This is a genomic window from Sphaerisporangium sp. NPDC005288, from assembly GCF_040607475.1.
Lineage (GTDB): Bacteria > Actinomycetota > Actinomycetes > Streptosporangiales > Streptosporangiaceae > Sphaerisporangium > Sphaerisporangium rhizosphaerae.
The window spans coordinates 97,269-123,578 of record NZ_JBEXGT010000017.1 but is presented as its reverse complement, the minus strand read 5'-3'; the positions used below and the strand labels follow the sequence as shown (position 1 = coordinate 123,578).

The following is a 26,310-nucleotide window of genomic DNA, read 5'->3' as shown; positions in this document are numbered from 1 at the left end:
CGAGGTCCCCAGGAGGCAGCGGCGGGCGGCGTTCGCCTTCCCGGCGCTGGTCGTCGCCGATTCCCGTCCACGAGTAGCAGTGAAAGTGCATGAACGCCCCGTACGGTGAGGGTGGCTCCCGCCTGTCTGCGGCGGGCGGGAGCCACCCGGGGTGATGGTCTCGCTAGATGGTGGTCATGCCGGCGGTGCGCAGCTCGGAACCGCTGAAGCGGAGCGTCCCGGCATCCGGGTTCTTGCTGTCACGCAGGGCGAACGCGTCGTCCACGCCCAAAATGTGGGCCAACTCGACGCACGCCTCGCCCTCCTCGCCCGTGTTTCCGCCGCACATCCGGGTGAACGCGATGCCGGTGAGGTCGCGGTCGTACAGGTCATCCATGTGATGGTCTTCCTTCCTGATGGAGGTGGGACCGCCCGGCGGGTCCGCCGGACGATTGACGGCCGGAGCCCGTGTCCGCTCACCCGAGTCGCCGTTCTGGCGGGCGATCTCGTCCTGGACGACTAGAGCCATCACCAGGGACACGGCGTCGGGACGGGCCAAGCCGGGCAGTAGGCCGGTGCAGCAGGACGGGGCGGCGGGGCTCATCTTGCTCTCGCGGGGATAGGGGCCGGGGACAGGACGGCCTCCAGCTCGGCGTCGCGCATCAGTTCTCGTAGGTCGTGGACCGTGGTCGCTTCGACCATCAGCGGGGCGGGGTGCCAGGAGGCGATGGCGAGGAACCGCCTGCTGCCTACGCCGTAGGAGATGAACCAGGCCGGTTCCAGTTGGTCGAGTTGGGCGGCGGCGGCCCGCTGAGGCAGGTCCCAGCGCCTGGGCCGGACGGGGCCGGGAGGTACGCCACCCACCCTGTGCCGTCCCGGTCGCCGGCCCGGCGGTCGTCCCGCTTGCGGTCGCCGATTCATGGGCCGTCCGGGTCGCCGGCTCGTGAGGCGTTCTGGTCGCCGGTTCATGACGCCGCTCCGGCCGGATACGGCTCGTGCCGGTCACGAGCCGGCGAGTTGTGGTCCGGCGACGTGGGGGGCTGGTGGGGACTCCAACCGACCTCGATCGCCGGGGCGTGCCTGATCTTTCGCATCGGCCTGGGCTCGCCTTTCTGATCAAGGACCGGCCTGGCGTTCCCAGCGTCGGGCCGGTTCGCTTTACGCAGGTCTTTCTGCCTGGTCGATGTCATAGTGGAAGAGCTTTGGGAGCGGTCCAAGAGGAATGTTGATGGGATGCGCATTCCCATCGATCCATCACGGGGAGTTGTTCATGCCGCGCGCGTGCGAGCCGGTCGTCCTCGACGAGTCGCCATGGCATCTACTGGGTGCTTATATGCGCCATTGGCGGGAGGAAGTGCGCAGTATTTCGCAGCGTGAGCTGGCCAGGGCCGCCTTCGTCGATCAGGGCGAGCTGTCCCGGTGGGAACGTGGGCTCGCGCGCCCGCGCGCCGATCACATCAAAGGGATTGATGATGCTCTGGGGGCTGAGGGGCGACTTGTAACGCTTTATGGGTTGGTTGTGGAAATCGACCGGCTACGTACACTCGCAACAAAGGAGAATTCCGACGAGGAGGTCGCCACGGAACGCCGACAGCTTCTGCGATTCGCCGCCACGAGCGCTGCCTTCGGAGCGTTCGGCATGCCAGGCGAACCCGTTCGCCGGCTTCTCAGCCTGTCTCTGAACCACGATTTCCGCAGCGTGGCAGAGTGGGAGGTGAGCTGCGCCGATCATCTGCACGCGCTGCGCACCCGGCCGCCCGCGCAGGTGGCCGCGGACCTGGCGATCGACCTGATGACGATACGCAGGCAGTTGGATGCCTGCGCCCCCGCCGAGCTGGCCGGGTTGCACCGCGTCACGGCCACGCTCTCGGCCATCCTCGCGAACGCGCTGACCCGCCGCGGCGATCACGGTGCCGCGATCCGCTGGTGGCGCACCGCCCGCCAGTCGGCCGACCTCTCCGGTGACTTCGGGCTCCGCCTGCTCGTACGTGGCGAGGAGGCCGGGCACGGACTGTACGGCCAGCGCGCCCCCGAGACCGTCATCCGCCTGGTCGAGTCCGCAGAACAGATCGCCGGGAAGCCGAGCGTCGACTTCATGACCACGCGGGCAAAGGCGCTGTCCATGCTCGGCCGGCATGAGGAGGCGAAGCGGACCTTGCACGCACTCCTCCGGCTCGCCGAGACCGACAGTCCCTCCGACCCATGGGGCTTCTGGAGTGCGAGTCAGGTTCATTTCGCGGAGAGCTGGGTCCTCGCCGGCGCCGGCGAGGAGGCCGCGGCGGCCAGAGCCCGCGATGACGTGCTCAGACTCACTCGGGACTACCAGTACAAGGCGAACATCGCCCTGCATGGAGCGCTGTGCACGGTCGTTCAAGGTGGTACGGACGAAGGGGTGCGGCAGGCGGCGGGGACGATCGGCGGGATGTCGTCGGCGTACCGCAGCACCCACATCCTGGAGACAGGACGCATGGTGCTCCGCGCCGTTTCCATCGCCCAGCAAGCCCGGCCGGCGGTCATGGAGTTCCGTGAGGTCCTTGCCACCACCGAAGCCTCGAAGCACGCCTGAACTCGACCACGATGACGCTTCACCGACGGGTTCGGCGCGAGCTGCGACGTGCAGGAAGAGGCCCCGTGACGCCGGGCGCCACGGGGCCGGGGTCAGCGGCGCAGGGGTTTGAGCGCGACGTAGACGACGCCCGCGATGAGGAAGCCCGCCTCGAACGTGATGTCGCCCACCGCGGGGAACCGGCTCGGGACCAGGCCCACGTACAACTCCTGGTTGCAGAAAAGCCACACCGACAACACCACGCCGGCGAGCATGGCGATCGGCCCCGCGGGGCTGCGGTGCGACCGGTCGTACAGGCGGGCCAGGGGCACCTCCCCGCGGCTCAGGTACTGGTCGGCCAGCACGACGGCCAGCCACGGGCCGATCCAGTACGAGATGACGAGCAGGAACGACTCGTACTTGTGGCCCGCGTCCTCAAGTCCGGTGAGAGCCACGACGAAGCCCACGACGCCGCACGCGACAGCGGTGAGCGCGCGGCGCATCGTGAGCGGGAGGCGCACGCCCATGGTGAGCAGGGACATCGCGCCAGAGTAGACGTTCAGCGCGTTCGCCGAGACGGCGCCGAGCGCGATGGCCAGCAGGGTCAGGCCGGCGATCAGGCCGGGCAAGTGCGAAGTGAAGGCGGTGGTGGGCTGCCCGAGGGCGTCGCCGCCGATGGTGACCGACGCCGCGCCCACCACCTCCAGCAGCACGCACGGGACGAACACGCCGAGCCCGGCCGCGAGCCCCACGGCCCGCTTGCCGGCGTCCGGCGGCAGGTAGCGGGTGTAGTCGGCGGCGTAGGGGTTCCAGCCGGCGGCGTACCCGAAGGTGGCGCCGACGGTGAGCAGGAACCCACCGAGTCCGCCGCCGCTGCCCGCGAACCCTGGGTCCGCCTTGGTCAGGATGATCGCCGACGCGACCAGGAAGATCACGGCGAGCACCAGGAAGGCGTACCGCTCGAACGCCTGCACCAGGTTGTGCCCGAAGAAGCCGAGCACCACCATCACCGCGACCACGACCACCAGGCACAGCCACGCCGGCAGCCCGGTCAGCGTGTTGAGCGCCAGCGCCCCGCTGACGCTGTTCACCGCGAACCAGCCGATGCCGGCCGCCACCGTGTTGAACGCCGAGGGCAGCAGGTTGCCCCAGTACCCGAACGGCAGCCGCCCGAGCACCATCTGCGGCACTCCGGCCGCCGGGCCGCGCGCCGACAGCACGCCGTGCGACAGCGCGCCGAGCCCGGTGCCCACGGTGACCGCCAGCACGGCCTGCCAGAAGCTCAGCCCGAACGCGGCGACCGCCAGCACGCCGAGGAAGATGGTCGCGAATTCGAGGTTGGGGGACATCCACGTCCACACCAGTTGCCGTGGCGTGCCGTGCCGGTCGGCCAGGGGGATGAACTCGACACCGCCGGGTTCCACCGCGGTGACCTTCGCGCCATAGTCGCCTTCGCGTACTGCGACGCCGGGGGGTTCCAGAACCGTCATACCGTGATCGCCTTCAGTTTCTCCATGAGGTACTCGTGCGCGATGACCGGAGGATGCGCGACCGTGCCGATCGGCGGCCCCAGGGACTGCACCTCCGCCAGGGGGTCGCACTCGTAGAAGTAGATGAGGGACACCAGTTCCTCGTCCGGGGCGCTCGGGTCGGGCGGCAGCACCCGGTGCCGCGTGGAGCGCCAGCGGTCGCCGGTCCAGCGGGCGAGCAGGTCGCCGATGTTGATGGTGAAGGAGTCCTCGGCGTACGGCGCGTCGATCCACTCGCCGTCCCGGGTGAACACCTGCAAGCCGCCGACGCCCTGCTGCCGGTCGAGGACGGTCACCGTGCCGAAGTCGGTGTGCGGGCCGATGCGGAACTGGCCGGGCTCGGGCGGGCCGACCTGCGACAGCGGAGGGTATCTGTTGATGTTCATCGTGTACGACGGGTGGCCGGCCCGCGAGGTGAAGAAGCCGTCCGGCAGGCCGAGCGCCGCCGCGCAGACGACCAGCAGCTCATCGGCCAGGGCGCGCATGCGGGCCAGATACTCGGTGACCAGGCTCCGCAGCTCGGGCACCTCCGGTGGCCACACGTTCCGCAGGAACCACTCGGCGTCGATCACCGGGTCGCCGATCGGGTCGTCGGCGCCCACCGCGAACGTCTCCTTCAGGTCCGGCGGGGTGGGAGTGCCCTCGGCGTACCCGTTGGCCTCCACGCCGGGCGGCAGCCAGCCCCGGCCGCCGACGGTGACGGCGTAGCGCCGCTTCACCTCCTCGGGCAGCGCGAAGAACCGTTTGGCCGCGGCCCGCACCCCGGCACGTAGCTCCGGGGGCACCCCGTGGCCGGTGACGAGGAGGAAGCCGATTTCGCGCAGCGCCTGGTCGACCTGCCCCGCCACCTGGGCGCGATCGGCGGCGTCGCCCTGGAACCATGGGGTCAGATCGATGATCGGGACCGTCTTCATGGGTCATGAATCCTCTCCGATGTCCTCGTTCCACAGCGCCGGGTTGGCGGCGATGAACGCGGTCATCAGCTCGACGCATTCGGGGGAGTCCAGCACCGTGACGGACACGCCGTTCTCCGCGAGCCACTCGTGCTGCCCGGTGAAGGTGCGGCTCTCGCCGACGACGAGGCCGGTGATGCCGAACTGGCGGATAAGCCCGCTGCAGTACCAGCACGGGGACAGGGTGGTCACCATGGTGGTGCCCCGGTACGTCCGCTGGCGTCCCGCGTTCCGGAACGCCGCGGTCTCCCCGTGCACCGAGGGGTCGCCGTCCTGGACGCGGCGGTTGCGTCCCCGGCCGAGCAGGCGCCCGTCCGGGCCGAACAGGGCCGCGCCGATGGGAATGCCGCCCTCGGCGAGCCCTTTACTGGCCTCCTCCAGCGCGATGGCGAGCATCGTGACCGGGTCGGCGGCTTCGCTGGTCATAGGGCAACTATCTCCCGGGAGGCGCCCGGCGAGAACGGGCAGATCGTCCGTATTATGGCCACCTTCACCGGACAATCCGTAAAGCGGGTAGGTATGCCGCTCACGCTTCGCGAACTGCTGGCCTTCGACGTACTGCGCGAGGCCCGGCCGCGCATACTCGCGGGCGATGCATCGCTGGACCGCGTGGTGCGCTGGGTGCACTCCAGCGAGATCTACGAGATCGGGCCGCTGCTCACCGGGGGCGAGCTGCTGCTCACCACCGGGCTCGGGCTCGCGGGCACCGACGCGGGCGCGCGGCGGCACTACCTGCGCGAGATCGCGCAGCGAGGGGTGGCGGGGGTCGCGCTGGAACTCGGCCGCACCTTCCCCGAGACGCCGCGTGAGCTGGTAGAGGAGGCGCGGCGGCAGGAGCTGCCGTTCATCGCGCTGCACGCGGTGGTGCCGTTCATCCGGATCACCGAGCACGCCAACACGCTGATCGTCGACTACGCCAGCCGGCGGCTGCGCCTCGGGGACCGGGCCACCCGGGCGCTCAACGAGACGCTCATCGCGGGGGCCGGGGTGGCCGGGGTGCTCGCCACCGGGGCCGAGGTGATCGGGGCGCCGCTGGTGCTGGTGGCGGCGAGCGGGGCGCTGGTCGCCGCGCACGGTGTGGCGGGCGACCGGGAGGCGTGGCGGGCCGTGGAGCACGCCGCGTGCGAGACGCCGGTCACCCTGCACGGGGGGCCCTGGGGACGGCTGGTGGCGGGGCCCGGGTCGGCGCTGCCCGGCGAGGACCTGATGATCGCGCTGGAGCGGACGGCTGTCGCGCTGGCCCTGGCGATGCTACGCACCGGCAGCCCGCCGAGCGAGCGGGACCGGCAGGTGTCCGCGCTGCTGCGCGACCTGATCGAGGGCACCGCCGAGGCGGACGCGGCGGTGCGGGCCATGATGGCGGGGTTCCAGCTGCCGCCCGGCCACGTGTTGGTCGGGGTGGCCGCCGAAGCGGTGGAGACCGCGGCGGCGCTGGCCGTCGTCGACCGGGCCGCGCACATCCTGCACACCTCCGCGATCCGCGGCCGGGTGTCACGCCTGGTACTCGGAGCCTTGGCCGTCCCCCCTTCCCTGACGGACACGGTGGGCGCCGCCGCCCAGGCTTTGGAGGAGGCCTTGCGCCGGCTCAGTGCCACCCAGCTCCACGTCGCCGTGGGGCACCCCGTCGTGGACCTGACCGATCTCGGCCCCTCACTCCGCGACGCCCGGGCCGCCCTGGGCCTGCGCCGCGTCACTCCCGTCGTCACTACCCGCGCCCTGGCCCTGGACCTGGAACTCACCCGCCACTTCGACCCCTCCCACGCGGCGGACCTGGTCCGCCGCGCCATCAGACCCCTGGTCGACTGGGACCGCACCCACCGCACCGACCTGGTGACAACCCTGGAAACCTTCCTTCTCCACGGCTGCAGCGCCACCCGCACCGCCGCCGCCCTCCACCTGGGCCGCCAATCCTTCTACCAACGCCTCCACCGCATAGAAACCCTCCTGGGACACCCGGTCACCGACCCCACCGTCCACACCGCCCTTCTACTGGCCACCACCGCCCACCGCCTCCTTCGCTGACCATCCAGCAGACCCCGCCGGGCGCGTCGGCCGTGTGAGCGGTACGCGCAGGGAACGCAGGCCCGGCGAGTGTCCATGCTCGTGAGACGGGCTCGGGGCGCACACGGGGACGTCGCGCGTCCATCGGCTCGCGTCAGCCCGTCCCCGTGTCCGTCACCTCGGCCGTATGGGCTATGGGACCTGGCCCGGCTTGTCGACGATGCCGGAGGCGAGTTCCACGTCGGCGAAGACGGCGCCCTTGCGGAAGGCGACCTCGCCGTTGATCAGTTCGTCGCGCAGCCAGATGGTCTGGTCGGCCATCGCCCGGTAGGTGCGGGGATCGAGGATGAGGTAGCGGCGTGTCGTTTCCTCGCCCTCGGTGCGCCGGAACAGGCCGAGCCCTGTTCGTCCGGTCGCGTCCCTGACGCCCTGCTCGATCGCCACTCCCGGGATCTTCGCCATCGCGCGGAAGATGGCCGCCTCCAGCTTGGGCGGCATGACCGCCTGCTGGCCGAGATACAACGACAGGATTCGATAGGCCCGCGAGTTCGGGTCCTCGACGACCTTGGACTGTGCCTCCTCCTTGGGGTAGTCGACCCAGTGCCGGTCGCCTTTGACGTGGCGGAGCAGCTTGTCCGGGTCGGTCGGGAGCTTGAGCAGCTTCTCGCGGTACTGCTGAGGTGAGAGATCGTCGTCGTCCGGATCGGGCGGCACATCGCTCACCTTGAACTTCCCCTTGAAGTCCCACCCGGCGGTCTGCTTGCCGTCGTAACGCGTCCATCCCTCCCGCACCGTGGTCTCGCCGTCCGCGGGTTGCCTGTCGAGGCTCTTGGTGTACACCCACTGGTCGGCCCGGGGTTCGGGCGCGAGAGTTCGCTTCTCCACGGTCTTCGCCGCCTTCTCCAGCACCGTCTCGGAGTTCAGCAGAACGGTCCGAACGGGGGGAGTGCCCGGAACCTCCGGCGTGCTCCGCGACATCGGCACGGCGATCGCGACGACCAGCACGGCGGCCACCGCCGCGATCAGCAAGGACGGCATGAGCGCGAACCTCCGCCCGTCCCGGATCACCCGGCGGCGGACGCCGCCCAGCCGGTCGGCGTCCGGCGTCGGCGCCTCGGCGCGCATCTCGCCGAGGATCTTCAGGTCATCCATGGTCGGCGTCCTCCTCGTCGGTGGCGACGGCGGACGGATCGAGGCCGCCCAACGCCGCGCGGGTCTTCTTCCTGGCGCGATGCAGCCGCGAGCGAACGGTTCCGATGGGTATGCCGAGGGAGAGGGCCACCTCCTCGTAGCTCAGATCGGCCCAGGCGATCAACAGCAGGACCTCGCGGTCCTCCGGCGACAGCAGCGCGAGCGCCCCCGCGAGATCGCGCTGCGCCGCCGATGCGGAGACGCGGGCCTCGACGCGGTCGGCGTAGCTCTCCGCCACCTCATCGACGCCGGTCCTGGCCAAGGCGAGATAGAACCGCACCTCCGTGCGGCGGTGCTTGCCGATCAGGTTGGCGGCGATGCCGTACAGCCAGGGGCGGGCATTGGGGTGGCGGGCGTCGTAACGGTCGCGGCGCCTGAAGGCGGCCAGGAACGTGTCCGCCACGACGTCGTCGGCCAGTGAATCGCCCAGCCGTCGGGTTACATAACGGTGCAAAGCGGGCGCGTGCCGGTCGAACAGGACCCCGAAGGCCGCGGGATCGCGTCTGGACCGCTGGATCAGCTCCGCGTCCTCCAGAATCGCTTCGGCTGTCAAGCCTGTGCTCCGTTCCTCGGTGTGGTCACCCTCTTTCACCCGAACCCCCGGCGGCGGTTCTCGCCCCGCCGCCGGGGCATCCACCACCTGTGGCGGGAGGTGGAGAGCGCTGCCACACTTCCCCGGTGACCTCACTCCCCCTCGCTCCGCCGAGAGCGGTGATCGCCGCGCGGCGTCACCGGTTCGGCGCGAGCCTCATCGATACGCTGATCCTGACCGTGCCCGGGGTCGCCATCCGCGCCGTGGCCTTGAGCGGTCCCGCGACGGACGGCGGCGAGCAGGCCGCCGGGTCCGGTTGGCTCGACCTCTGGTTCGCCAACCCCTATGCCGGAAACCCGTTCTGGTACCTCGACGTCGCGGTGGCCGTCATGTGGTTGCTGTACTTGTGGATCTGTCACGCCTACTGGGGACAGACCATCGGAAAGCGGCTGTGCCGGCTGCGGGTCGTCCGTGCTGACGGCACCCCTTTGACGCCGTCCCAAGCCGGAGTGCGGTCTGTCGTCTCCGCGGCGGGGAACTCGATCCCCTACGTGGGGCTTCTCTTCTCGCTGGTGGACGGCCTGTGGATCTTCGGCCCGAGTAAGAGGTGCCTGCATGACGTCGTGGCGGGCACCGTCGTGGTCGATCTGAAGGCCGTGGCGGGGGAGACCGGCGGTCGCTCGGGTCGCCCCCTCGTCCTCACCATCGGGTTGCTGGTGATCGCCCTGCCGTTCGCGTGGTTCCTCTGGATCGCCTGGGGCTGAGGTCCTGGGCAGGAGGTCCGGGCCCCGTGGTACCGGGCGAAACGCGTATTGCGTAACGTTCGTCAGGAAATGGGATTTCGGTGGTGAGGCAGGCGGCCGGAGGGCGCGGGCATGGGTGAGCTGGTCGAGCGGGCGGCGAAACTGGACGCCGAGGACCCCTTGCGGCGGGTCCGGGACGAGTTCGACCTGGACCCCGAGGTCGTCTACCTGGACGGGAACTCGCTGGGAGCGCCGCTGCGCCGGGTGGCCGAGCGGGTCGAGCAGGTCGTCCGCGAGCAGTGGGGCCGCAGGCTGATCAGGTCGTGGCCGGAGGGCTGGTGGACGGCGCCGGAACGGGTGGGGGAGAAGATCGCCCCGCTCGTCGGCGCCGCGCCGGGCCAGGTGGTCGTGGCCGACTCGACCAGCGTGAACCTTTTCAAGGCGCTCGTGGCGGCCGTGCGCATGGCTCCGGGACGGCGCGAGATCGTCGTGGACGCCGCGACGTTCCCGACCGACGGGTACATCGCCGAGTCGGTGGCCGAGCTGACCGGCACGGTGCTGCGTCCCGTCCTGCCCGACGCCCTCGACGAGGCGCTCGGCGACCGGACGGCGGTGGTCCTGCTCAACCACGTGGACTACAGGACCGGGCGGCTGTACGACATGGCGGCCGCCACGGCGAAGGTCCACGCGGCCGGTGCGAGGGTCGTGTGGGACCTGTGCCACAGCGTCGGCGTGCTGCCCATCGCGCTGGACGCGCTGCGGGTGGACCTCGCCGTCGGCTGCACCTACAAGTTCCTCAACGGCGGTCCCGGGTCGCCCGCCTTCATCTACGTGCCGAACCGCCTGCAGGCGGAGTTCCGCCAGCCGCTGTCCGGCTGGGGCGGGCACCGCGACCCCTTCGCGATGGACGCCCGGTACGAGCCCGCGCCCGGCATCGCCCGCGCCCGCGCCGGCACTCCCGACATCCTCTCGCTGCTGGCCCTGGACGCCGCGCTGGACGTCTGGCAGGAGGTCGACCTGGTGGACGTGCGCGCCAAAGGGCTCGCGCTGACCGAGTTCTTCATGGACTGCGCGGACGAGCTGCTCGGCGGCGCCGTCGAGGTGGTGACGCCGCGCGACGACCGGCGCGGCCACCAGGTGTCCCTGCGCCACCCGGACGCCGAGACGCTGGTCGCCGAGCTGACCGCCCGTGACGTCATCGGCGACTACCGCACCCCCGACATCCTGCGCCTCGGCTTCGCACCCCTGTATGTCCGCTACCAGGACGCCCTGGAAGCCGCGACATCCCTCGCGGCCCTCCTCGCCAGGTCAGGCTGAGCGACGGCTCAGCCCCCGATGGAGGTGCAGGGGCGGGTGCGGAGGTCGGCGACGTAGTCGTCCGGGGCGCCGGCCTTCTCGGCGGCGTCCGCCAGGATGCCGAGGTAGCGGGCCGAGGGCAGGCCGCCCTCGTAGTCGTTGAGCACGTAGAACCAGGCGACGACCTCGCCGTCCAGGGTGGCGACGCGCAGGCGGACCTTGTGGTAGAGGCCGAGCACGGCGCCCTCCCACTGGTCCAGGGAGGTCTCATCCCACTCGGGCACGTCGTAGAGGACGACGAAGACGTGCTCGTCGGGGTCCTCGGCGATCGTGGCGAGCGCGCCCTCCCAGCCGACGTCCTCTCCACCGAAGGTCAGGCGCCAGCCTTGCAGCCAGCCCGTCCCGCGCATGGGCGAGTGAGGAGCCCGCTGAGCCATCTGCTTCGGGTCCATGTTGCTGCCATAGGCGGCGTAAACCGGCACGGCACACAAGACTAATCCAAGATCGGCGCGCGGATCCGGCCTCGCGGTTTCAACACGCGCGGAACCGTGGCCGACCAGCGCCGTTCTTCCGGTGATCGACACCACTACCGTGGATTCATAGGGGTTTTCCGGGGCTAATCAACCTTTTTTACTGGTCTTCGAGGGTTTAGGCCGGGTATTGCATGCCTCGCACTGCTCGTCATGCGGGACAATGGGGTACGTGACGAGGATTGTGATCATTGGTGGCGGGCCCGGCGGTTACGAGGCGGCGCTGGTCGGCGCCCAGCTCGGAGCCGAGGTCACCGTGGTCGAACGCGACGGTCCCGGCGGAGCCTGCGTGCTCACCGACTGCGTGCCGTCCAAGACCATGATCGCCACATCCGTCCGCAAGCAGGCCCTGCTGGACGCCTCCTCCCTCGGCGTGAACTTCACCGGCGGCCCCGACGGCGACGTCGGCGGCGTGCGGGCCGACATGCCGCTGGTCAACAAGCGCGTCAAGGAGCTGGCCGCCCACCAGTCGGCCGACATCGCCGCCCGCCTCGCCGCCGAGGGCGTCCAGGTCGTCCAGGGCGCGGGACGGCTGGTCGACCCGCAGGTCGTCCGGGTCGGCGACCAGACCATCAGGGCGGACGTCGTCATCGTCGCCACCGGCGCCACCCCGCGCGTCCTGCCGGGAGCCGAACCGGACGGGGAGCGGGTGCTCAACTGGCGCCAGCTCTACGACCTTCCCGAGCTGCCCGAGCACCTCATCGTCGTCGGTTCGGGCGTCACCGGCGCCGAGTTCGCCGGCGCCTACCGCTCGCTCGGCTCGGAGGTCACGCTCGTCTCCTCCCGCGACCGGATGATGCCGAACGAGGACGCCGACGCGGCCGAGGTGCTGGAGGAGGTCTACCGGCGCCGCGGCATGAACGTCATGGGCAAGTCCCGCGCCTCGTCGGTCAAGCGCACCGAGGACGGCGTGGTCGTCACCCTGGAGGACGGCCGGACGGCGGAGGGCAGCCACTGCCTGATGACCGTCGGCATGGTCCCGAACACCTCAGGCATCGGCCTCGAGGGAGCCGGCGTCACGCTGGACCGCAACGGCTTCGTGCAGGTCGACAAGGTCTCGCGCACTTCCGCCCCCGGCGTCTACGCCGCCGGCGACTGCACCGGCGTGCTGATGCTGGCCTCGGTGGCGGCCATGCAGGGCCGCATCGCCGTGTGGCACGCGCTCGGCGAGGCCGTGCAGCCGCTGCGCCTGGCCACCGTCGCCTCGACGATCTTCACCGATCCCGAGATCGCCGCCGTCGGCATCGCCGAACGGCAGATCCAGGCCGGAGAGGTCGAGGCGAACATCGTCAAGCTGCCCCTGGCCACCAACGCCCGGGCCAAGATGCAGGGCTTCAACGACGGTTTCGTGAAGCTCTTCTGCCGGCCGAACACCGGCATCGTGCTCGGTGGGGTCGTCGTCGCCCCGCGCGCCTCGGAGCTGATCCTCGCGGTGTCGCTCGCCGTCCAGCACCGGCTCACCGTGGACCAGATCGCCCACACCTTCGCGGTCTACCCCTCGCTCGCCGGCTCGATCACCGAGGCCGCCCGCCGCCTGATGCTCCCCGGCGCGACCATCATCTGATCCCGCCTCGCCGTCGCCCGGTCTCGGCCCGGTCAGGTGAGGCGGGAGCGGACGCGGGTGAGGGCCTCGTGGCCGTGGTGGAGGGCCGCCGCGACCCCGGCCAGCTCGGGCTCGGAGCGGGCGTTGGTCAGGGAGTGCTTGGCGGCCTCGTAGGCGTCCAGCGCGCGCCGCCAGTCCTGGTCCACGCTGCCGGTGTTCATGTGGTTGATCTTGTAGTCGAAGTCGAGCGCGTCGATCTCCTCGCCCAACCTGATCACGTTCTCCTCCGCGGCGCGCCGGGCGCCGGCGAACCGCGCCGCCCGCTCGACCCTGCGCCGGTGCGACAGGCCCCAGAAGATCAGCGTCAGGCTCAGGCCCACGCCGCTGAGGATCACCAGGACCAGGCCCAGCCCGCCCTTGCCCCGGGAGGCCGCCGGCTGCCCGAAGTCGGACGTGGTGTCACCGGCGTCCTCGGGCAGGTCCTCGGTGCTGCCCTTCGCGTCGCTGGGGACGTCCTTGGGCTCGCCGAGCGCCCCGGTCAGGTCGAGGTCGTCGGCCTGGGTGAAGGACGCCTGCTCGACCGTCGCCCCGTGCAGGTCGGCGCCGTCCATCTCGGCCTGGGTGAACTCGGCCTCGCTGAGGTTGGCGCCCTTGAACACCGCGAACTGGAGCTTGGCCTGCCCCAGCTTCGCCTCGTGCATCTTGGCCTTGGTGAAGTCGGCGTTCCTGGCCTGCAACTGGCCGAGGGTGGCCTCGTTGAGATCGGCGCCGGAGAGCTTGGCGTCGGTCAGGTTGGCCTGGGTCATCTCGGCCCGTGCCATGACCGCGCCGGTGAGGTCGGCGTGCGGCAGCTCGGCCTGGCCGGCGTCGGCGTCGGTGAGCACGGCGTTCCTGAGGGTCGCGTGCTTGGCGTGGAGCTGGCCGAGGTCGGCGTTGGACAGGTCGGCGCCGGTCAGGTCGGCGTACTCCAGGTGCGCCTGGGTGAAGTCGGCCTCCTTCATGGAGGCGTTGCGCAGGATCGCCCCGGAAAGGTCCTTCTGGGTGAAGTCCACCTCGTCCAGCTTGGCGTTCGTCAGGTCCGCGCAGCGCAGGTTCTCCGGAAGGGCGGCCCCGTCGGTGAAGTCCTTGCCGCGGAGCTTCACCCCGGACCCGGGCTTGCAGGGCGCCGCCAGCGCTGTGTGCGCCGCCGTGGCGGCGGCAGGGGACGCCGCCGACGCCGGCACGGCGGGGACGGCGAGAACGAACAGCCCGGACATCAGGGCCAGGGGGATGGAACGACGCAACGCAAGCCTCCTCGACAACTGGGCCGAGTGTGGCAGGTGATCATATACGGCGGGTTGCACCCACCTTGCAGATCGCTTTCGCGTGCACCGGTGCCCCGCCGTACGACGGCCCCGGCATCGCCGTCCCACGACCCGCCGCCCCGGCGCCGATCACATCCAGCACCCTGTCGGGTGAGGAGACCGGGGTCAAGGCGGGCAAGGGAAGAGCCCCGGCCGCGTGCGCGGGCCGGGGCTCTGTGTCTGAGGAGAGGGGTTACCAGTCGCCGCCGCCGCCGAAGTCGCCGCCGCCGAAGTCGCCACCGCCACCCCAGTCGCCGCCACCTCCCCAGTCGCCGCCGCCACCGCCGAAGTCGCCGCCGCCGGACTCGGCGCCCTGGGCGAAGCCGGCGTCGTACCCGGCGCCGTAACCGCCGCCGCCCCAGCCGCCGAAGGATCCGCCGAGCATGGTGCCGATGAGCATGCCGGTCATCAGGTCGCCGCCGAAGCCGCCGTAGTAGCCGGAGGCGTAGGGGGCGTACGCGGGGCCCGCGTCCCAGTAGGGACGGCGCTGGCCGTCGACCATGACCTCGCGCATGTGCGGGTCGAAGCCCTGCTCCACGCGCTGCGCGTCGGCGGCGCAGGCAGGGACGTCGCGCGGGGCGCCGCCGGGCGGGGCCCACAGGACGTCGCGCGCGGACGGGCCGTGCTGCGGGTTGAAGAAGCAGGGGGCGCGCCGCTCGGGGAGCGGCTCGTTGTTCACCCGGGCCTTGACGCACGCGAGGGCGTAGCGGCCCTCTTCGAGGGCGGTGGTCACGCCGCGCAGGTCGTCCGCGCGCTTGACCGCGGTCAGCTCGTTCTTGGCCCGCTCGTAGGCGTCCAGGGCCTGCTGCCAGTCGCCGCTGGTCTTGGCCTGGTTGTCCGACACCTTGACGTCGAGGTCCAGCGCGGTGATCTCCTCGCCGAACTTGGTGACGTCCTCCTCGACGGTCTGCTTGACCTGGGCGAGCTCGGCGGCCTCGCGGGCCTCGCGCTTGCGCTTCTTGCTGCGGGAGATGAAGAAGATGCCGAGGCCGCCCACGACGGCCAGGACCAGGATGCCGATGAGCACCCCGCCGCCGCCACCGCCGCCCGCGGCGCTGCCGGCCTTGAGCGCGCCCTTGGTGTCACCGCTCACGGCCTTGTCGACCCGGTGGACGAAGTCCTCCATGCCGGAGACGACGTCCTTGTTGTTGCTGGTGGCCGCGGTGGCGAGCTGGCCCGCCAGGCCCGTCTTGCGGATCGCGCTCGACCCGGCGAACAGCGTGGTGCCGTCCAGGACGGCGACCGTGGCACGCGGACGGCCCTCGGCGGCGAGGGCCCGGCCGAGCGCGGTGATCAGCGGGCCCGCCGAGGCGCTGTCGGTGACGGTGCCGTCGGCCAGCGCGGCGACGTAGATCTTGCTGTCGGCGCCCTTGAGGGTCTTGCGCATGTCCGAGAGCTGGCTGGAGCTGAGCGAGACGCCGGGGGCGACGTAGAGGGGGTCGCCCGTCTTCCAGGCGGCGATGATCGTGTTGGGATCCGGGGGGGCCGCGGCCTGTGCCGCGTGCGGCAAGGCGAACAGCGTCAGCAGTCCGGCCAGCACGGCCACGAACGTGGCAGTGGCGCGGCGCATCGTATGAGTGGTCACGGCTTTATGCCTCCTTCGTCCTACAGGACGAATGGCGGGTCGTCTGAGTTCCTCGGTACGCCACCGTATCTCCACGCGTACGCGAAGTCGCGACAGACGCGTACGCAAATGATCTCCTCGCGCATGCGACATCGCGACGGGCGCGTGCGTGAGATACCTTCTCGCCCATGCGGTGGCACGTCTCCTCGCGCGCGGTGGCACGTCTCCTCGCGCAGGCGACATCGCTTGCGCCGTCGCGGGAGACGCATACGAGCCGTCGCCGGAGACGCGTGTCCAGACCGCCGAGGCGCGGGGTCAGGCGTCCTTGATCTCGCAGATGGCCGCGCCCGCCGTGACCGTCTGGCCGACGGCCGCCACCAGGCCGGTGACCACGCCGGCCTTGTGCGCGGTGAGGGGCTGCTCCATCTTCATGGCCTCCAGCACCACGACCGTGTCTCCGGCCTGCACGACGTCGCCGTCAGAGGCCGCCACCTTCACGATCGTGCCCTGCATCGGACTGACCAGCGAGTCGCCGGTGGTGGCGGCGGCCGCCGCGCCCTTGCCGCCGGCGCGGCGGGACGGCTTCTTCGGCGCGGCCTGGCGCGTCATCGCCGAGGCGGCGGGCAGCACGACCTCCAGCCGCTTGCCGCCGACCTCCACGACCACCCGCTCGCGCTCGACCGGCTCCTCGGCGGCGCTCTCCCCGGCGTAGGGCTCGATCGTGCCGGTGAACTCGGTCTCGATCCACCGGGTGTGCACCGAGAACGGCTCGCCGGTGAAGGCGGGGTCGGACACGACGGCCCGGTGGAACGGCAGGACGGTGGGCATGCCCTCGACGACGAACTCCTCCAGCGCGCGGCGCGAGCGGGCCAGGGCCTCCTCGCGGGTGCGGCCGGTGACGATCAGCTTGGCGACCAGCGAGTCGAACGACTGCGGCACCGTCATGCCGGCCTCGTAGCCGGCGTCCAGGCGCACGCCGGGGCCGGCGGGGGCGCGCAGCGTGGTCAGCGTGCCCGGCGCCGGGAGGAAGTTGCGGCCGGCGTCCTCGGCGTTGATGCGGAACTCGATGGAGTGGCCGCGCACCTCGGGGTCGCCGTACCCGAGGGGCTCGCCGTCGGCGACGCGGAACATCTCGCGCACCAGGTCGATGCCGGTGACCTCTTCGCTGACCGGGTGCTCGACCTGCAGCCGGGTGTTGACCTCCAGGAAGGAGATCGTGCCGTCCTGGCCGACCAGGAACTCGCAGGTGCCCGCCCCGACGTAGCCGGCCTCCTTCAAGATCGCCTTGGAGGAGGAGTACAGCAGATCGAGCTGCTCGCCGGACAGGAACGGGGCCGGGGCCTCCTCGACGAGTTTCTGGTGGCGCCGCTGCAGCGAGCAGTCGCGCGTGGAGACCACCACGACGTTGCCGTGCCGGTCGGCGATGCACTGGGTCTCGACGTGCCGGGGCCGGTCGAGGTAGCGCTCGACGAAGCACTCGCCGCGCCCGAACGCCGTGACGGCCTCGCGCACGGCCGACTCGTACAGGTCGGGGATCTCCTCCATCGTGCGGGCGACCTTCAGGCCGCGCCCGCCGCCGCCGAAGGCGGCCTTGATCGCGATGGGCAGGCCGTGTTCGGAGGCGAAGGCGACGACCTCCTCCACGCCCGACACCGGGTCGGGGGTGCCGGCCACCAGGGGGGCGCCGACGGCCTGGGCGATGTGCCGGGCCGCGACCTTGTCGCCGAGCGCGGTGATCGCGGACGGCGGCGGCCCGATCCAGGTGAGGCCGGCGTCGATCACGGCCTGGGCGAACTCGGCGTTCTCCGCGAGGAAGCCGTAACCGGGGTGGACGGCGTCGGCTCCGGAGTCGGCGGCGACGCGCAGCAGCTTGCCGATGTCGAGGTAGGTCTCGGCGGGCGACTGCCCGCCCAGCGCGTACGCCTCGTCGGTCATGCGCACGTGCAGCGCGTCGAGGTCTTGGTCGGCGTAGACCGCGACGCCGGTGAGGCCCGCGTCCTTGCACGCCCTGGCAATCCGCACTGCTATCTCGCCACGATTGGCGATCAGGACCTTCCGCACCGAGGTCGTCCCTTTCCTCCAGAGGCCTTGCGCGCCTTCAACGGAGTGTAAGCGGGCTTTGATCCGCCGTGAGCCCCTACCCCCCCGCTTACATGCGCGTCCTACGATCGTTTGTACGGCGCGGAGCCGATAATCACTAGGTATAACCGGTGCGTCTGAGGGGTTGGCCGTCTAAAGTAGGGGCGTTTGGCTACCCACTGTGTGCGACCGATCCCGAAGGAGACCGGCCATGAGCCAGAGCTTGCTCGGCGGCGACCCCGCGGAAATGCAGAACATGGCAGCCCAGTTCACACAGCAGGCCGAGCAGGTGCGCCAGACGATGGCCGCGCTCGACCGTGAGGCGGCCAAGGTCGGCACCGCCTGGACCGGCCCGGGCGCGGTGCGTTTCGGCGGCGCCTGGCAGAACTACCGCCAGGCCTTCCAGCGGATGTCGGAGGAGCTGGCCGAGGCGTCCCGCATCATCACGACCTACCGGGGCAACATCGAGTCCGCCACCCGTTAGCCCGGTGCGCCGGGCGTGCTCGCGCGCGGCCGCCCGGGTGGCGGCCATGGCGCGAGAGAGAGTGAGGACACCGCGGCAGGACACGGCGACGGCGGACGGCGGCGGGCGGGGGCGAGCGGGCGACCGCGGCGCCTCGGTCATCGAGCTGGCGCTGATCATGCCGGTCGTGCTCGCGGTGATCCTGCTCGTCGTGCAGTTCGCGCTGGTCTTCCACGGGCGTCAGGTGGCCGACGCCGCGGCCCGTGAGGGCGCGCGCGTCGCCCGGGGCGCCGGCGCCTCCGCGGGCGGCTGGCAGTCCTCCGCCGAGGCCCGGGCGCGCGGCATCGTGCGCGCCATCGGGCCCAAGATGCTCCAGGGAGTCCAGGTGCGCGCCTGGGAGAAGGGCGACCAGCGCGGCGTGGTCGTCGAAGGCGACGCCGTCGCCGTGGTCCCCCTGTTCCCCGGAATGACCTTCAAGATCTCCTCGACGTTCGGCGGGCCCATCGAGTGCTTCCGCCCCGACGACGGCGACACCGGCTGCCAGTGACCCCCCCGGAGCCCGGAGGGGCGTCAGGGGGCGGTGAGGGCGGCCTGGACGGGCACGGGCGTGCCTGAGGTCACCAGCAGCCCGCGGCCGGGCGGGCCGCCGACGGCGCCGCGCGGCAGGCGGACGTTGAACAGGTCGCCGTCCGCCGGGCTCTGCACCGACAGCAGCAGCCCCGTCCGCGCCTTGCGCGCCTCGGCCACGAACCCCCGGTAGGCGGTCGCCAGGTCTCCCGTGGTGCCGGCGATCAGCAGGGCGTGCTCGCCGTCCCTGCCGCTGCGCAGCGTCTCCTCCAGCGCCTGTCCCAGCGGGGAGTCCGGCGAGACCAGCTCGGCGTCGTCCACGACGACGACGTACCGCTCCTGGCCGGCCACCAGCGCGGCGAGGTCCTGGACGTCGCTGGTGAGCACCCCGAGCACCCCGGGCTCGCCGGACAGCTCGCGCAGCGGGCTGCGGCGGGGGGCCACCAGGGCGACCGGGGTGTCCTGCCCGAGCAGGAACCGCACGGCCGTGACCAGCGCGGACGAGCGCCCCGACCGCGACGGCCCGGCGACCACGGCGGCCGGACCCTGCGCCAGCAGGTCGACGCCGAGCGGGGCCAGCGCGTCGCCGCCGGCGCCGAGCAGCGCCCACAGCGGCGAGGGCGGCTTGAAGCCGGGGGCCAGGTCCAGCGCCTGCGCGGCGGTGACGCGCAGGGGCAGCGCGTCCACCCGCAGCGGCGCGGCCGGCTCGGGGAAGGCCTCGGCGGCGGCGCGGGCCAGGTCCTGCAGTGCGGCGACCTGCGCCGGCCCGGACGGGTCATCGCACAGAAGGGCGATCTGGCTCTCGACGACGCCCTGTTCGCCGAGGGACATCGCCCGCCCGGGGGGCAGGAAGGACGGGATGCCGCGCGGGGGCAGGCCGGCCAGGCCGTAGTCGGCGGGGTCGGCCAGCCGCATGATCAGGCGGTCCTCGAACAGCGTCGAGATCTGGCCGAGCAGCCCCGAGCGGTCGGAGGTGACCACGGCGCGCAGTCCGACGGCCGGGCCCTCGCGCAGGAGCTGCATGAACGCCTCGAGCAGCCGTCCGTAGTCGTAGCCCTCGAACGCGGCGGTGAAGCCCTCCCAGCGGTCCAGCATCAGCACCAGCCACGGCAGCCGCGGCGCCGCCTCGCCGTCCGGGCCGCGCCGCTGGGCGGCCCTGGCCTCGGCGAGGGAGGCGTACCCGGCCTCGGCGAGGAGTTGCTGCCTGCGGCCGACCTCCTCGCGCAGCCGGGTGAGCAGCCGCTCCACCCGGTCGAGCTGGTCGCGGGTGACCACCGCGCCGCAGTGCGGCAGCGCGACCAGGGGGAGCAGGGAGCCCGACCCGCAGTCGACGGCGTGCAGGTGCAGGTCGTGCGGGGAGGCGTGGGCGGCGATGGCGCCGGCCAGGGTGCGCAGGGCCGTGGAGCGCCCGGTGCGGGCCGTCCCGGCGATCAGCAGGTGCCCGCCGTGGGCGGGGTCGAGCACGAGCGGCCTGCGGTCCTGCGCCCAGGGCATGTCGGTGACGCCGAACGCGAGCGGCGGCACCTCGCCCTGCTCGGCCGCGCCGCCGGATTCCGCACGGCCGTCCGATGGCAGCAGGAACGTGTCGGGAAGCGGCGGCAGCCAGGGGCTGGGCTGCTCTTTCACCCCCAGCATGCGGGCGGCGTCGGCGACGGCGTCCACCAGGAGGGCCAGGTCGGCGGCGGGCCCGGCGTCGGCGGCGGACGGAGCGCCCGCCTCGGGCCCGGTGCGCAGCGGATGTCCGAGGTCACGCCAGCCCACCTCGACGACCTTCGGCCCGCCGCCGCGGCGTGCGGCTGACGGCGCCCTTCCGCCGATGCGGGCGGTCTGCACGGCTTGCGCCGGTCCGGCGCCGGAGCGCACGTAGCACCGTCCGGGAGTCGCCTTGGAGATGTGCGCGGCCTCGGGCCCCGCGATCACGTCGGCCGACTCCGACGGCTCGGTGACGCGCAGCGCGATGCGCAGGGAGGTGTTGGCCTGGATGTCGGCGGTGACCACGCCGCCCGGCCGCTGTGTGGCGAGGATCAGGTGGATGCCGAGGGACCGGCCGCGCCGGGCGATGTCGACCAGGCCGTCCATGAAGTCCGGCAGCTCGGACACCATGGCCGCGAACTCGTCGATGATCAGCAGCAGGCGGGGCAGGGGCGTCGCGGCGGAGCCCCGGACGCCGTGGTCGCGCAGCTCGTGGTAGTCGTCGATGTCCTTGGCCCCGGCGGCCAGCAGCAGGCGCTCGCGCCGGCGGATCTCGGCGGCCAGGGAGGCCAGCGCCCGCTGGGTCAGATGCTCGTCGAGGTCGCTGACCATACCGACCGTGTGCGGCAGTCGAACGCACTCCTTGAACGCCGCGCCGCCCTTGTAGTCGATCAGCACGAACGTCATCTCGTCGGGCCGGTTGGCGACGGCGAGCGAGCAGATCAGCGTCTGGAGCAGCTCGGACTTGCCCGCGCCCGTGGTGCCGGCGACGAGCGCGTGCGGGCCGTCCGCGCGCAGGTCGACGCTGAACGGCCCATCGGGCCCGACGCCGATCGGCACCTCGGTGGTGCGGCCCCCCGCCCGCCACCGCGCCGCGACGGCCCGGCCGGACGGGGACAGCTCCAGCAGGTCGAGCAGGCGGACGGAGCCGGGCAGCACGGCCGCGGCGTCGTCCCTGCTGACGTCCCGCAGCGGTGCCAGCGACCGGGCGAGGCGGTCGCACCAGGCGGGCGAGACCTGGTCGGCGAGGATCTCGCCGATGGCTTCGAGCCCTCCGCCGCGCAGCCGGACGAAGCCGTCGCCCCCGCACTCGACGACCGTCGCGCACTCTTCCGGCAGCAGCCGCCGGTCCTCGTCGATGGCGATCGTGTACACCCCGGCGCGCGGCCCCTGGCGCAGGACCTGCGGCATGCCGGGCAGGGTGCGCAGCACCTGGGCGCCGTCCAGGATCAGCAGCACGTCGTAGGGCCGGTCGTCGTAGGAGGCGTACAGCGGCTCCTCGTCCGGCGTGAAGGACCGGCCCCATCCCTTGGCGGAGGTCAGCGCGCCGAGGCCGTGCGCGTCGTCGTCGCCGAGGCGCTCGGCGATCAGCGCCGACAGCTCGGCGACCCGCTGTGCCGCCGCCTCGGGGTCGGCGCCGACCAGGGCGACGCACTCGGCGTCCCTGGGCGCGCAGTGCGGCAGCCAGCGCGTCCATCCCCACTGGGCCGCGCCGTCGGCGTTGGCCGACAGCACGACCACCGCCAGGTCGCGGGGGCTGTGCAGGGTGGCGGCCGCGCCGGCCAGGGACCGGGTGAGGCCGAGCGCGACCTCGCGCGACCCGGTGACGCCCGCCACGCCGAGGCGCCGCATGGCCAGCGAGACCGGCACGGCCCCCGACAGCGGCGGCTCGGGCATCGGCGTGTCGGGCGAAGCGCCCCGTTCGGGGACGAACTCGATCTCGGCCGGCAGGTCGGCCAGGCCGATGCGCAGGCGCAGGGCGTCGGGATCGTGGCTCCTGCGCTCCCACAGGCGCCCGCGCGGCCCGGTCGCGGTGAGCAGCAGCTCGGCGGGGTCGGGGGAGGCGGCGCGGCACTCCACCTCGTTGACGGCCCTGGCCTTGTCGATCGCGGCCTCGAAGGCGGCCAGCCGCTCGCGGTAGGCCTTCATGGCCTGGCGGTACTTCTTGCGGCCGTGCCGGCGGTCGCTGATCCACTGGCCGATCATGATCGCGGGAGTCATGAAGGCGATCAGCAGGTAGAACCAGACGTGGAAGACCGCGACCAGGGTGATGCCGAGGACGGCGGGCAGGAGGGCGGCGAGCAGTTGCAGGCGCGCCCCCTCGCCGCGGCTCGGCTCGGCCGGCACCTCGAAGCGGCGGCGCCGCTCGGCCGGGCGCAGGCGCGGCGGCCGGTTGTAGGCCAGGCCGCCGTCCGGCAGGGCGTCGAGGTGCGCGTCGGCGGGCTCGGTGGCCCGCAGCACCAGCACGGAGTTCCCGCAGGCCAGCGGCGTGCCCTCCGGCCAGGGGCGGGGGGCTCCCACGGGCTCGCCCGCGAGCCTCGGGACGGTGTGCGCGGCTCCGCGCGTCAGGTCGCCGATGACCTCGGCGCCCGCGGCCACGGCGACCGGTCCCTTGCCGTGGGGGGCCCGGCCCCGCGCGCGCCGGCGGGCGGCGCGGCGGGCTCGGCGCGACGGCTTGGCGGCCCTGCCGCCGGAGGAGTACATGGACCTGACCAGCACGTCCTCCGGGGTCACCCGCACCTCGGCGGCCTCCGGCGCCAGGTGGTGATCATCGACGTGGACGGCGCAGGACGGGTCGGACCCGATGACGTGGACGCCGAGGCCCAGCCGGTGGACCGAGCCGGCGGCGGGACCGCCCACCACCCTGACCTCGACCACGCCGCCCGGCTCGGCCAGGAGGGTGGACCCCGCGGCGCGCTGGTCGAGCGTGACCAGGTCGCCGTCGCGCAGCGCGGCGGTGACCGGCGCGTCCGGGGCGAGCCGCCTGCCGTCCACCCACAGCGACGGCGCCTCGGGCGCCGTCCGCGGCCGCGGCTGCCCGCCGAGCCCGTACGGGGCGCGGGCGCGCGGCAGGCGCACGACGTTGCCGTGACGCTCGGCGGGCGAGCCGTCCAGCGCGGCGGCGAGCCCGGCGACCGTGGTCTCCTCGTCGCCGTCGACGACGACCTCACGGTGGCCGTGCTCTGAGACCACGGTAAGCATGATCCGCATGCGACGTCTCCTCCGGGTCCGGGCTCCCGCGCTTCAACGTAGCGACGGGAGTTCGGCCGGTCCGGAGGTTTACGTCAACCAGACCTGCGGGTGCCCGTCTTCGTGCTCGTCCACTTTGTTGCCGTCAGGCCCAATGACGTACCACTCGCCGCCCGACGTTGTTCCGTCCGATGCCGAGTGATTCTCCATCACTCGCGGTCCGTGGCAAGGCCGGTCGAGCTGCGGATTTCGGGAGCTTCATGCATGTTTGATGCCATATGTGGTTAATAGGGCGATTTGTACTGAGCGGCCAGCGGGGCTGCCGTTCGATGTGGCGGGACGGTTGCCCACATGGGCTGTGGGTGGAGCTGTGGACAACTGCTCGCCCTGTGGATAACTCGATGACCTTGTGGCGGGATTTCTGGCCTTGAATCGGATATCTGGCGATGATTCGGGCGGATGCGGGCCGGGGGATAACGTCGTGGTGCTGTGGATAACGCGGTGTGCATCGCCTATGTGGCGGTCCGGGCTGTCCGGGCGATCGGGAGGGAGTCTTCATGTCGGAGTACGTCCAGGTGCAGGTCGCGGTGGACGAGCGCGCCAAGGCCGCCGAGCTGGCCGCTTCGGCGGTGCGCGCCCGGCTGGCCGCCTGCGTCCAGATAGTGGGGCCGGTCACCAGCGTCTTCCGGTGGAAGGGCGAGGTGGAGACGGCCGAGGAGTACCTGCTGCTCATCAAGACCACCCAGGAGCGCTCCGGCGAGCTGTCCGAGCACATACGGCGGGCGCACCCCTACGAGACCCCCGAGATCATCCTTCTGCCCGTCGAGGGCGGCCTCCCGGCGTATCTGCGCTGGATCGACGAGGAGACCTCGCCGGACCCGGAAGGTCAAGAACGGGCAACGGGCGGTTAAGGCGGCGGCCCGCCGGGGAAAGAGCAGTGGTAAGTGTGACACGCGTTACCGGCGATACAAAGGAGAATATCCACCGATATATCCGCGCCATCGGTGTCGCGGGGACAGTTCGATTCTTGACCCTCCCGTTGACAGTCGATCCATAGTGGATAAGCATGGGTCCGGTTTCTGTCCCTGCACGTGGTGCAAGCTGCACACAATGAGATGACATTTCCGGAAAGATAAGTCAGCGACCCCCCGTCCTCCATATCCGTGACCATGCCGTTCCGCACCGTGGTCATGCGGTTCATCTCGATCGGCCCTGGCGCTGGTCGGTGTCAGCGCATGGTCGAGGCTGCCGGCCCGGTCCCCGATCCGGGAGCCCCCCACCCATGAGGATCAGCGAGAAATCCGACCGCGACGGCCGCGCGCCGTCGAACGCGGAGCGCCCGGGGTCGCCTGGCGCGCTGTCCGGGCCGGCCTCCCGCAAGCTCCCCGTGCCGCCCCGCGAGCGCAAACCCGCACTCGCGGCTCTGGCGCTGCTCCTGGTCCTCGGCGGAGCGCTGGCCACCACGCTGCTGGTCATGCGCAGCGGCGACCGCGTCTCGGCCATCCAGATCAGCCGGCAGATCGGCCCCGGCCAGCCGATCGCCACCGACGCGATGGAAGAGGTCCAGATCGCCGACACCGGCGTCGCCTACGTCCCCTGGGTCTACCGCGACCAGGTCGCCGCGACCTTCGCCCGGGTCACGCTCCTGCCCGGCACCCTGCTGACCGAGCCGATGACCAGCAGGACGAGCGAGCAGGTCGGCCCCGGCAAGGTCGTCGTCGGTCTCGCCCTCAAGGCGGGGCAGGTCCCGCTCGGCCTGCGGGCGGGCGACCACGTGCAGGTGGTGTACGTCCCGGGGTCGGGCCGGGGCGCCGCGCAGAGCAAGGTGCTGGCCCCGAGCGCGCTGGTCGAGAGCGTCGGCGACAGCGAGCGCAGCGGCTCGGGCCTGGTGTCGGTCATCGTCGACGCCACGGTCTCCCCGACGATCGCCATGTACTCCTCCAGCGGCGAGATCGCCCTGGGCAAGCTCGCCGGAGCGGGCTGAGGTGGCCCTCATCGCGCTCGCCGCCGACAAGGGGGCGCCCGGCGTCACCACCGCCGCGACGGCGCTCGGCGCCGTCTGGCCGAGGCCGGTGCTGCTGGCCGAATGCGACCCCTCCGGCGGTGACCTGGTCTACCGCCTGCCCGGCGCGGACGGCGGCGTGCTGAACCCCTCGCGCGGCCTGCTCAGCCTCGGCGCGACCGCCCGCCGGGGCCTGCGCCCCGAGCAGGTGCACGAGCACACCCAGAAGCTCGTCGGCGGGCTCGACGTCCTGACCGGCCTCACCCACGGCGAGCAGGCCGCCGGGCTCACCTGGCTGTGGGGGCCGCTCGGCCGGGCTCTCGCCGCGCTGCCCGGCGCCGACGTCCTGGCCGACTGCGGCCGGCTCGGCGCCCACCCGCAGATGGCCGACCTCATCGCCGAGGCCGAGGTGACGCTGCTGTTCACCCGGCCGAGCCTGGACCACGTGGCCCACCTGCGCGAGCGGCTCATGCTCATCGGCGGGCAGATCGGCGTGGTGGTCATCTCCGATCCCCGTTCCTACCGCGCCTCCATCGACGAGGTGCGCCGCATCGTCGCCGCCACGAGCAGGGACGTCGCCTTCGTCGCGGGCCTGGCCTACGACCCCAAGGGCGCCGAACTGCTGCGGGGCCAGTGGGGCGGCCGCCTGGACCGCTCCCTGCTGATCCGCACGGCCCGCGAGCTCGCCGGCCGCCTGGCCGCCCGCGTCGCCCCCGTCCGCGCCGCCGACCCCCTCACCGACCTGCCCCGCCCGAGAACGGGGGACCGAGCATGAGCTTCCCGACGAC

Annotated in this window: 22 protein-coding genes; 10 read left to right on the top strand and 12 right to left on the bottom strand. The window is 72.2% G+C overall.

Features of this window, described 5'->3' with window-relative positions; genetic code table 11:
- Window positions 1–163 precede the first annotated feature (163 nt).
- A complete protein-coding gene (locus tag ABZU32_RS18115) occupies window positions 164–583 on the bottom strand; it encodes a DUF397 domain-containing protein (RefSeq protein WP_354923535.1) in 420 nt (139 codons plus the stop codon).
- Complete coding sequence (locus tag ABZU32_RS18110; protein ID WP_354923532.1) at window positions 580–843, bottom strand: hypothetical protein; 264 nt, start codon at window positions 841–843, stop codon at window positions 580–582. Before ABZU32_RS18110 ends, ABZU32_RS18115 begins: the two co-directional genes overlap by 4 nt.
- Before the next feature lie 364 nt (window positions 844–1,207).
- Here ABZU32_RS18110 and ABZU32_RS18105 point away from each other — a divergent pair, with 364 nt between their 5' ends.
- On the top strand, window positions 1,208–2,545 hold the full coding sequence (locus ABZU32_RS18105) for a helix-turn-helix transcriptional regulator (RefSeq protein ID WP_354923530.1): 1,338 nt from the start codon (window positions 1,208–1,210) through the stop codon (window positions 2,543–2,545).
- Between the two features lie 92 nt (window positions 2,546–2,637).
- Here the strand turns inward: ABZU32_RS18105 and ABZU32_RS18100 are convergent, their stop codons facing one another.
- Genes ABZU32_RS18100 through ABZU32_RS18090 form a run of 3 tightly spaced genes read right to left on the bottom strand, consistent with a single transcriptional unit; the run spans window position 2,638 to window position 5,432 of the window.
- On the bottom strand, window positions 2,638–4,014 hold the full coding sequence (locus ABZU32_RS18100) for a cytosine permease (protein ID WP_354923526.1): 1,377 nt from the start codon (window positions 4,012–4,014) through the stop codon (window positions 2,638–2,640).
- Window positions 4,011–4,967, bottom strand: a complete 957-nt coding sequence (locus tag ABZU32_RS18095) for a 2-oxoglutarate and iron-dependent oxygenase domain-containing protein (protein WP_354923523.1) — start codon at window positions 4,965–4,967, stop codon at window positions 4,011–4,013. Before ABZU32_RS18095 ends, ABZU32_RS18100 begins: the two co-directional genes overlap by 4 nt.
- 3 nt (window positions 4,968–4,970) lie before the next feature.
- Entirely contained in the window at window positions 4,971–5,432 is a 462-nt protein-coding gene (locus ABZU32_RS18090; RefSeq protein ID WP_354923520.1) for a nucleoside deaminase, read from the bottom strand.
- Window positions 5,433–5,525: 93 nt separating this feature from the next.
- Here ABZU32_RS18090 and ABZU32_RS18085 point away from each other — a divergent pair, with 93 nt between their 5' ends.
- On the top strand, window positions 5,526–7,028 hold the full coding sequence (locus ABZU32_RS18085) for a PucR family transcriptional regulator (protein ID WP_354923518.1): 1,503 nt from the start codon (window positions 5,526–5,528) through the stop codon (window positions 7,026–7,028).
- 171 nt (window positions 7,029–7,199) lie between these two features.
- Here the strand turns inward: ABZU32_RS18085 and ABZU32_RS18080 are convergent, their stop codons facing one another.
- Both ABZU32_RS18080 and ABZU32_RS18075 read right to left on the bottom strand, forming a co-directional pair.
- Window positions 7,200–8,159: a CU044_5270 family protein gene (locus ABZU32_RS18080; RefSeq protein ID WP_354923515.1), complete on the bottom strand. Its 960-nt coding sequence runs from the start codon at window positions 8,157–8,159 to the stop codon at window positions 7,200–7,202.
- Window positions 8,152–8,790, bottom strand: a complete 639-nt coding sequence (locus ABZU32_RS18075; protein WP_354923512.1) for an RNA polymerase sigma factor — start codon at window positions 8,788–8,790, stop codon at window positions 8,152–8,154. Before ABZU32_RS18075 ends, ABZU32_RS18080 begins: the two co-directional genes overlap by 8 nt.
- Window positions 8,791–8,876: 86 nt before the next feature.
- Between ABZU32_RS18075 and ABZU32_RS18070 the strand changes: the two genes are divergently transcribed.
- Window positions 8,877–9,494, top strand: a complete 618-nt coding sequence (locus ABZU32_RS18070; protein WP_354923509.1) for an RDD family protein — start codon at window positions 8,877–8,879, stop codon at window positions 9,492–9,494.
- Window positions 9,495–9,605: 111 nt separating this feature from the next.
- The gene (gene kynU, locus ABZU32_RS18065) at window positions 9,606–10,790 is read left to right on the top strand and encodes a kynureninase (protein WP_354923506.1); all 1,185 of its coding nucleotides are present in this window, start codon (window positions 9,606–9,608) and stop codon (window positions 10,788–10,790) included.
- A gap of 8 nt (window positions 10,791–10,798) precedes the next feature.
- Here the strand turns inward: kynU and ABZU32_RS18060 are convergent, their stop codons facing one another.
- Window positions 10,799–11,251, bottom strand: a complete 453-nt coding sequence (locus ABZU32_RS18060; protein ID WP_354837279.1) for a gamma-glutamylcyclotransferase — start codon at window positions 11,249–11,251, stop codon at window positions 10,799–10,801.
- A 220-nt stretch (window positions 11,252–11,471) separates the two neighbouring features.
- On the opposite strand from ABZU32_RS18060, the gene ABZU32_RS18055 reads away from it, so the two are divergent.
- Window positions 11,472–12,863 carry an NAD(P)H-quinone dehydrogenase gene (locus ABZU32_RS18055; protein WP_354837277.1) on the top strand — a complete coding sequence of 464 codons (1,392 nt, stop codon included), beginning with the start codon at window positions 11,472–11,474 and terminating at the stop codon, window positions 12,861–12,863.
- Window positions 12,864–12,895: 32 nt separating this feature from the next.
- Here the strand turns inward: ABZU32_RS18055 and ABZU32_RS18050 are convergent, their stop codons facing one another.
- From ABZU32_RS18050 to ABZU32_RS18040, 3 genes are all read right to left on the bottom strand, one after another.
- Entirely contained in the window at window positions 12,896–14,125 is a 1,230-nt protein-coding gene (locus tag ABZU32_RS18050) for a pentapeptide repeat-containing protein (protein WP_354837275.1), read from the bottom strand.
- A 253-nt stretch (window positions 14,126–14,378) separates the two neighbouring features.
- Window positions 14,379–15,770 (bottom strand): hypothetical protein, encoded by a 1,392-nt coding sequence (locus ABZU32_RS18045; protein WP_354923503.1) that lies wholly within the window; start codon window positions 15,768–15,770, stop codon window positions 14,379–14,381.
- Window positions 15,771–16,064: 294 nt separating this feature from the next.
- Complete coding sequence (locus tag ABZU32_RS18040; protein WP_354923501.1) at window positions 16,065–17,810, bottom strand: biotin carboxylase N-terminal domain-containing protein; 1,746 nt, start codon at window positions 17,808–17,810, stop codon at window positions 16,065–16,067.
- Window positions 17,811–18,039: 229 nt separating this feature from the next.
- On the opposite strand from ABZU32_RS18040, the gene ABZU32_RS18035 reads away from it, so the two are divergent.
- Window positions 18,040–18,312, top strand: a complete 273-nt coding sequence (locus tag ABZU32_RS18035) for a WXG100 family type VII secretion target (protein ID WP_354837269.1) — start codon at window positions 18,040–18,042, stop codon at window positions 18,310–18,312.
- 61 nt (window positions 18,313–18,373) lie between these two features.
- A complete protein-coding gene (locus tag ABZU32_RS18030; RefSeq protein WP_354923498.1) occupies window positions 18,374–18,838 on the top strand; it encodes a TadE family protein in 465 nt (154 codons plus the stop codon).
- A gap of 23 nt (window positions 18,839–18,861) precedes the next feature.
- On the opposite strand, the gene ABZU32_RS18025 is transcribed toward ABZU32_RS18030, so the two are convergent.
- Window positions 18,862–23,541 (bottom strand): FtsK/SpoIIIE domain-containing protein, encoded by a 4,680-nt coding sequence (locus ABZU32_RS18025; RefSeq protein WP_354923495.1) that lies wholly within the window; start codon window positions 23,539–23,541, stop codon window positions 18,862–18,864.
- Between the two features lie 536 nt (window positions 23,542–24,077).
- Here ABZU32_RS18025 and cutA point away from each other — a divergent pair.
- From cutA to ABZU32_RS18010, 3 genes are all read left to right on the top strand, one after another.
- Window positions 24,078–24,431: a divalent-cation tolerance protein CutA gene (cutA, locus tag ABZU32_RS18020; protein WP_354923492.1), complete on the top strand. Its 354-nt coding sequence runs from the start codon at window positions 24,078–24,080 to the stop codon at window positions 24,429–24,431.
- 371 nt (window positions 24,432–24,802) lie between these two features.
- Window positions 24,803–25,504: a hypothetical protein gene (locus ABZU32_RS18015; protein WP_354837261.1), complete on the top strand. Its 702-nt coding sequence runs from the start codon at window positions 24,803–24,805 to the stop codon at window positions 25,502–25,504.
- A 1-nt stretch (window position 25,505) separates the two neighbouring features.
- Window positions 25,506–26,297: a hypothetical protein gene (locus ABZU32_RS18010; RefSeq protein ID WP_354837259.1), complete on the top strand. Its 792-nt coding sequence runs from the start codon at window positions 25,506–25,508 to the stop codon at window positions 26,295–26,297.
- The last annotated feature ends 13 nt before the right edge of the window (window positions 26,298–26,310 follow it).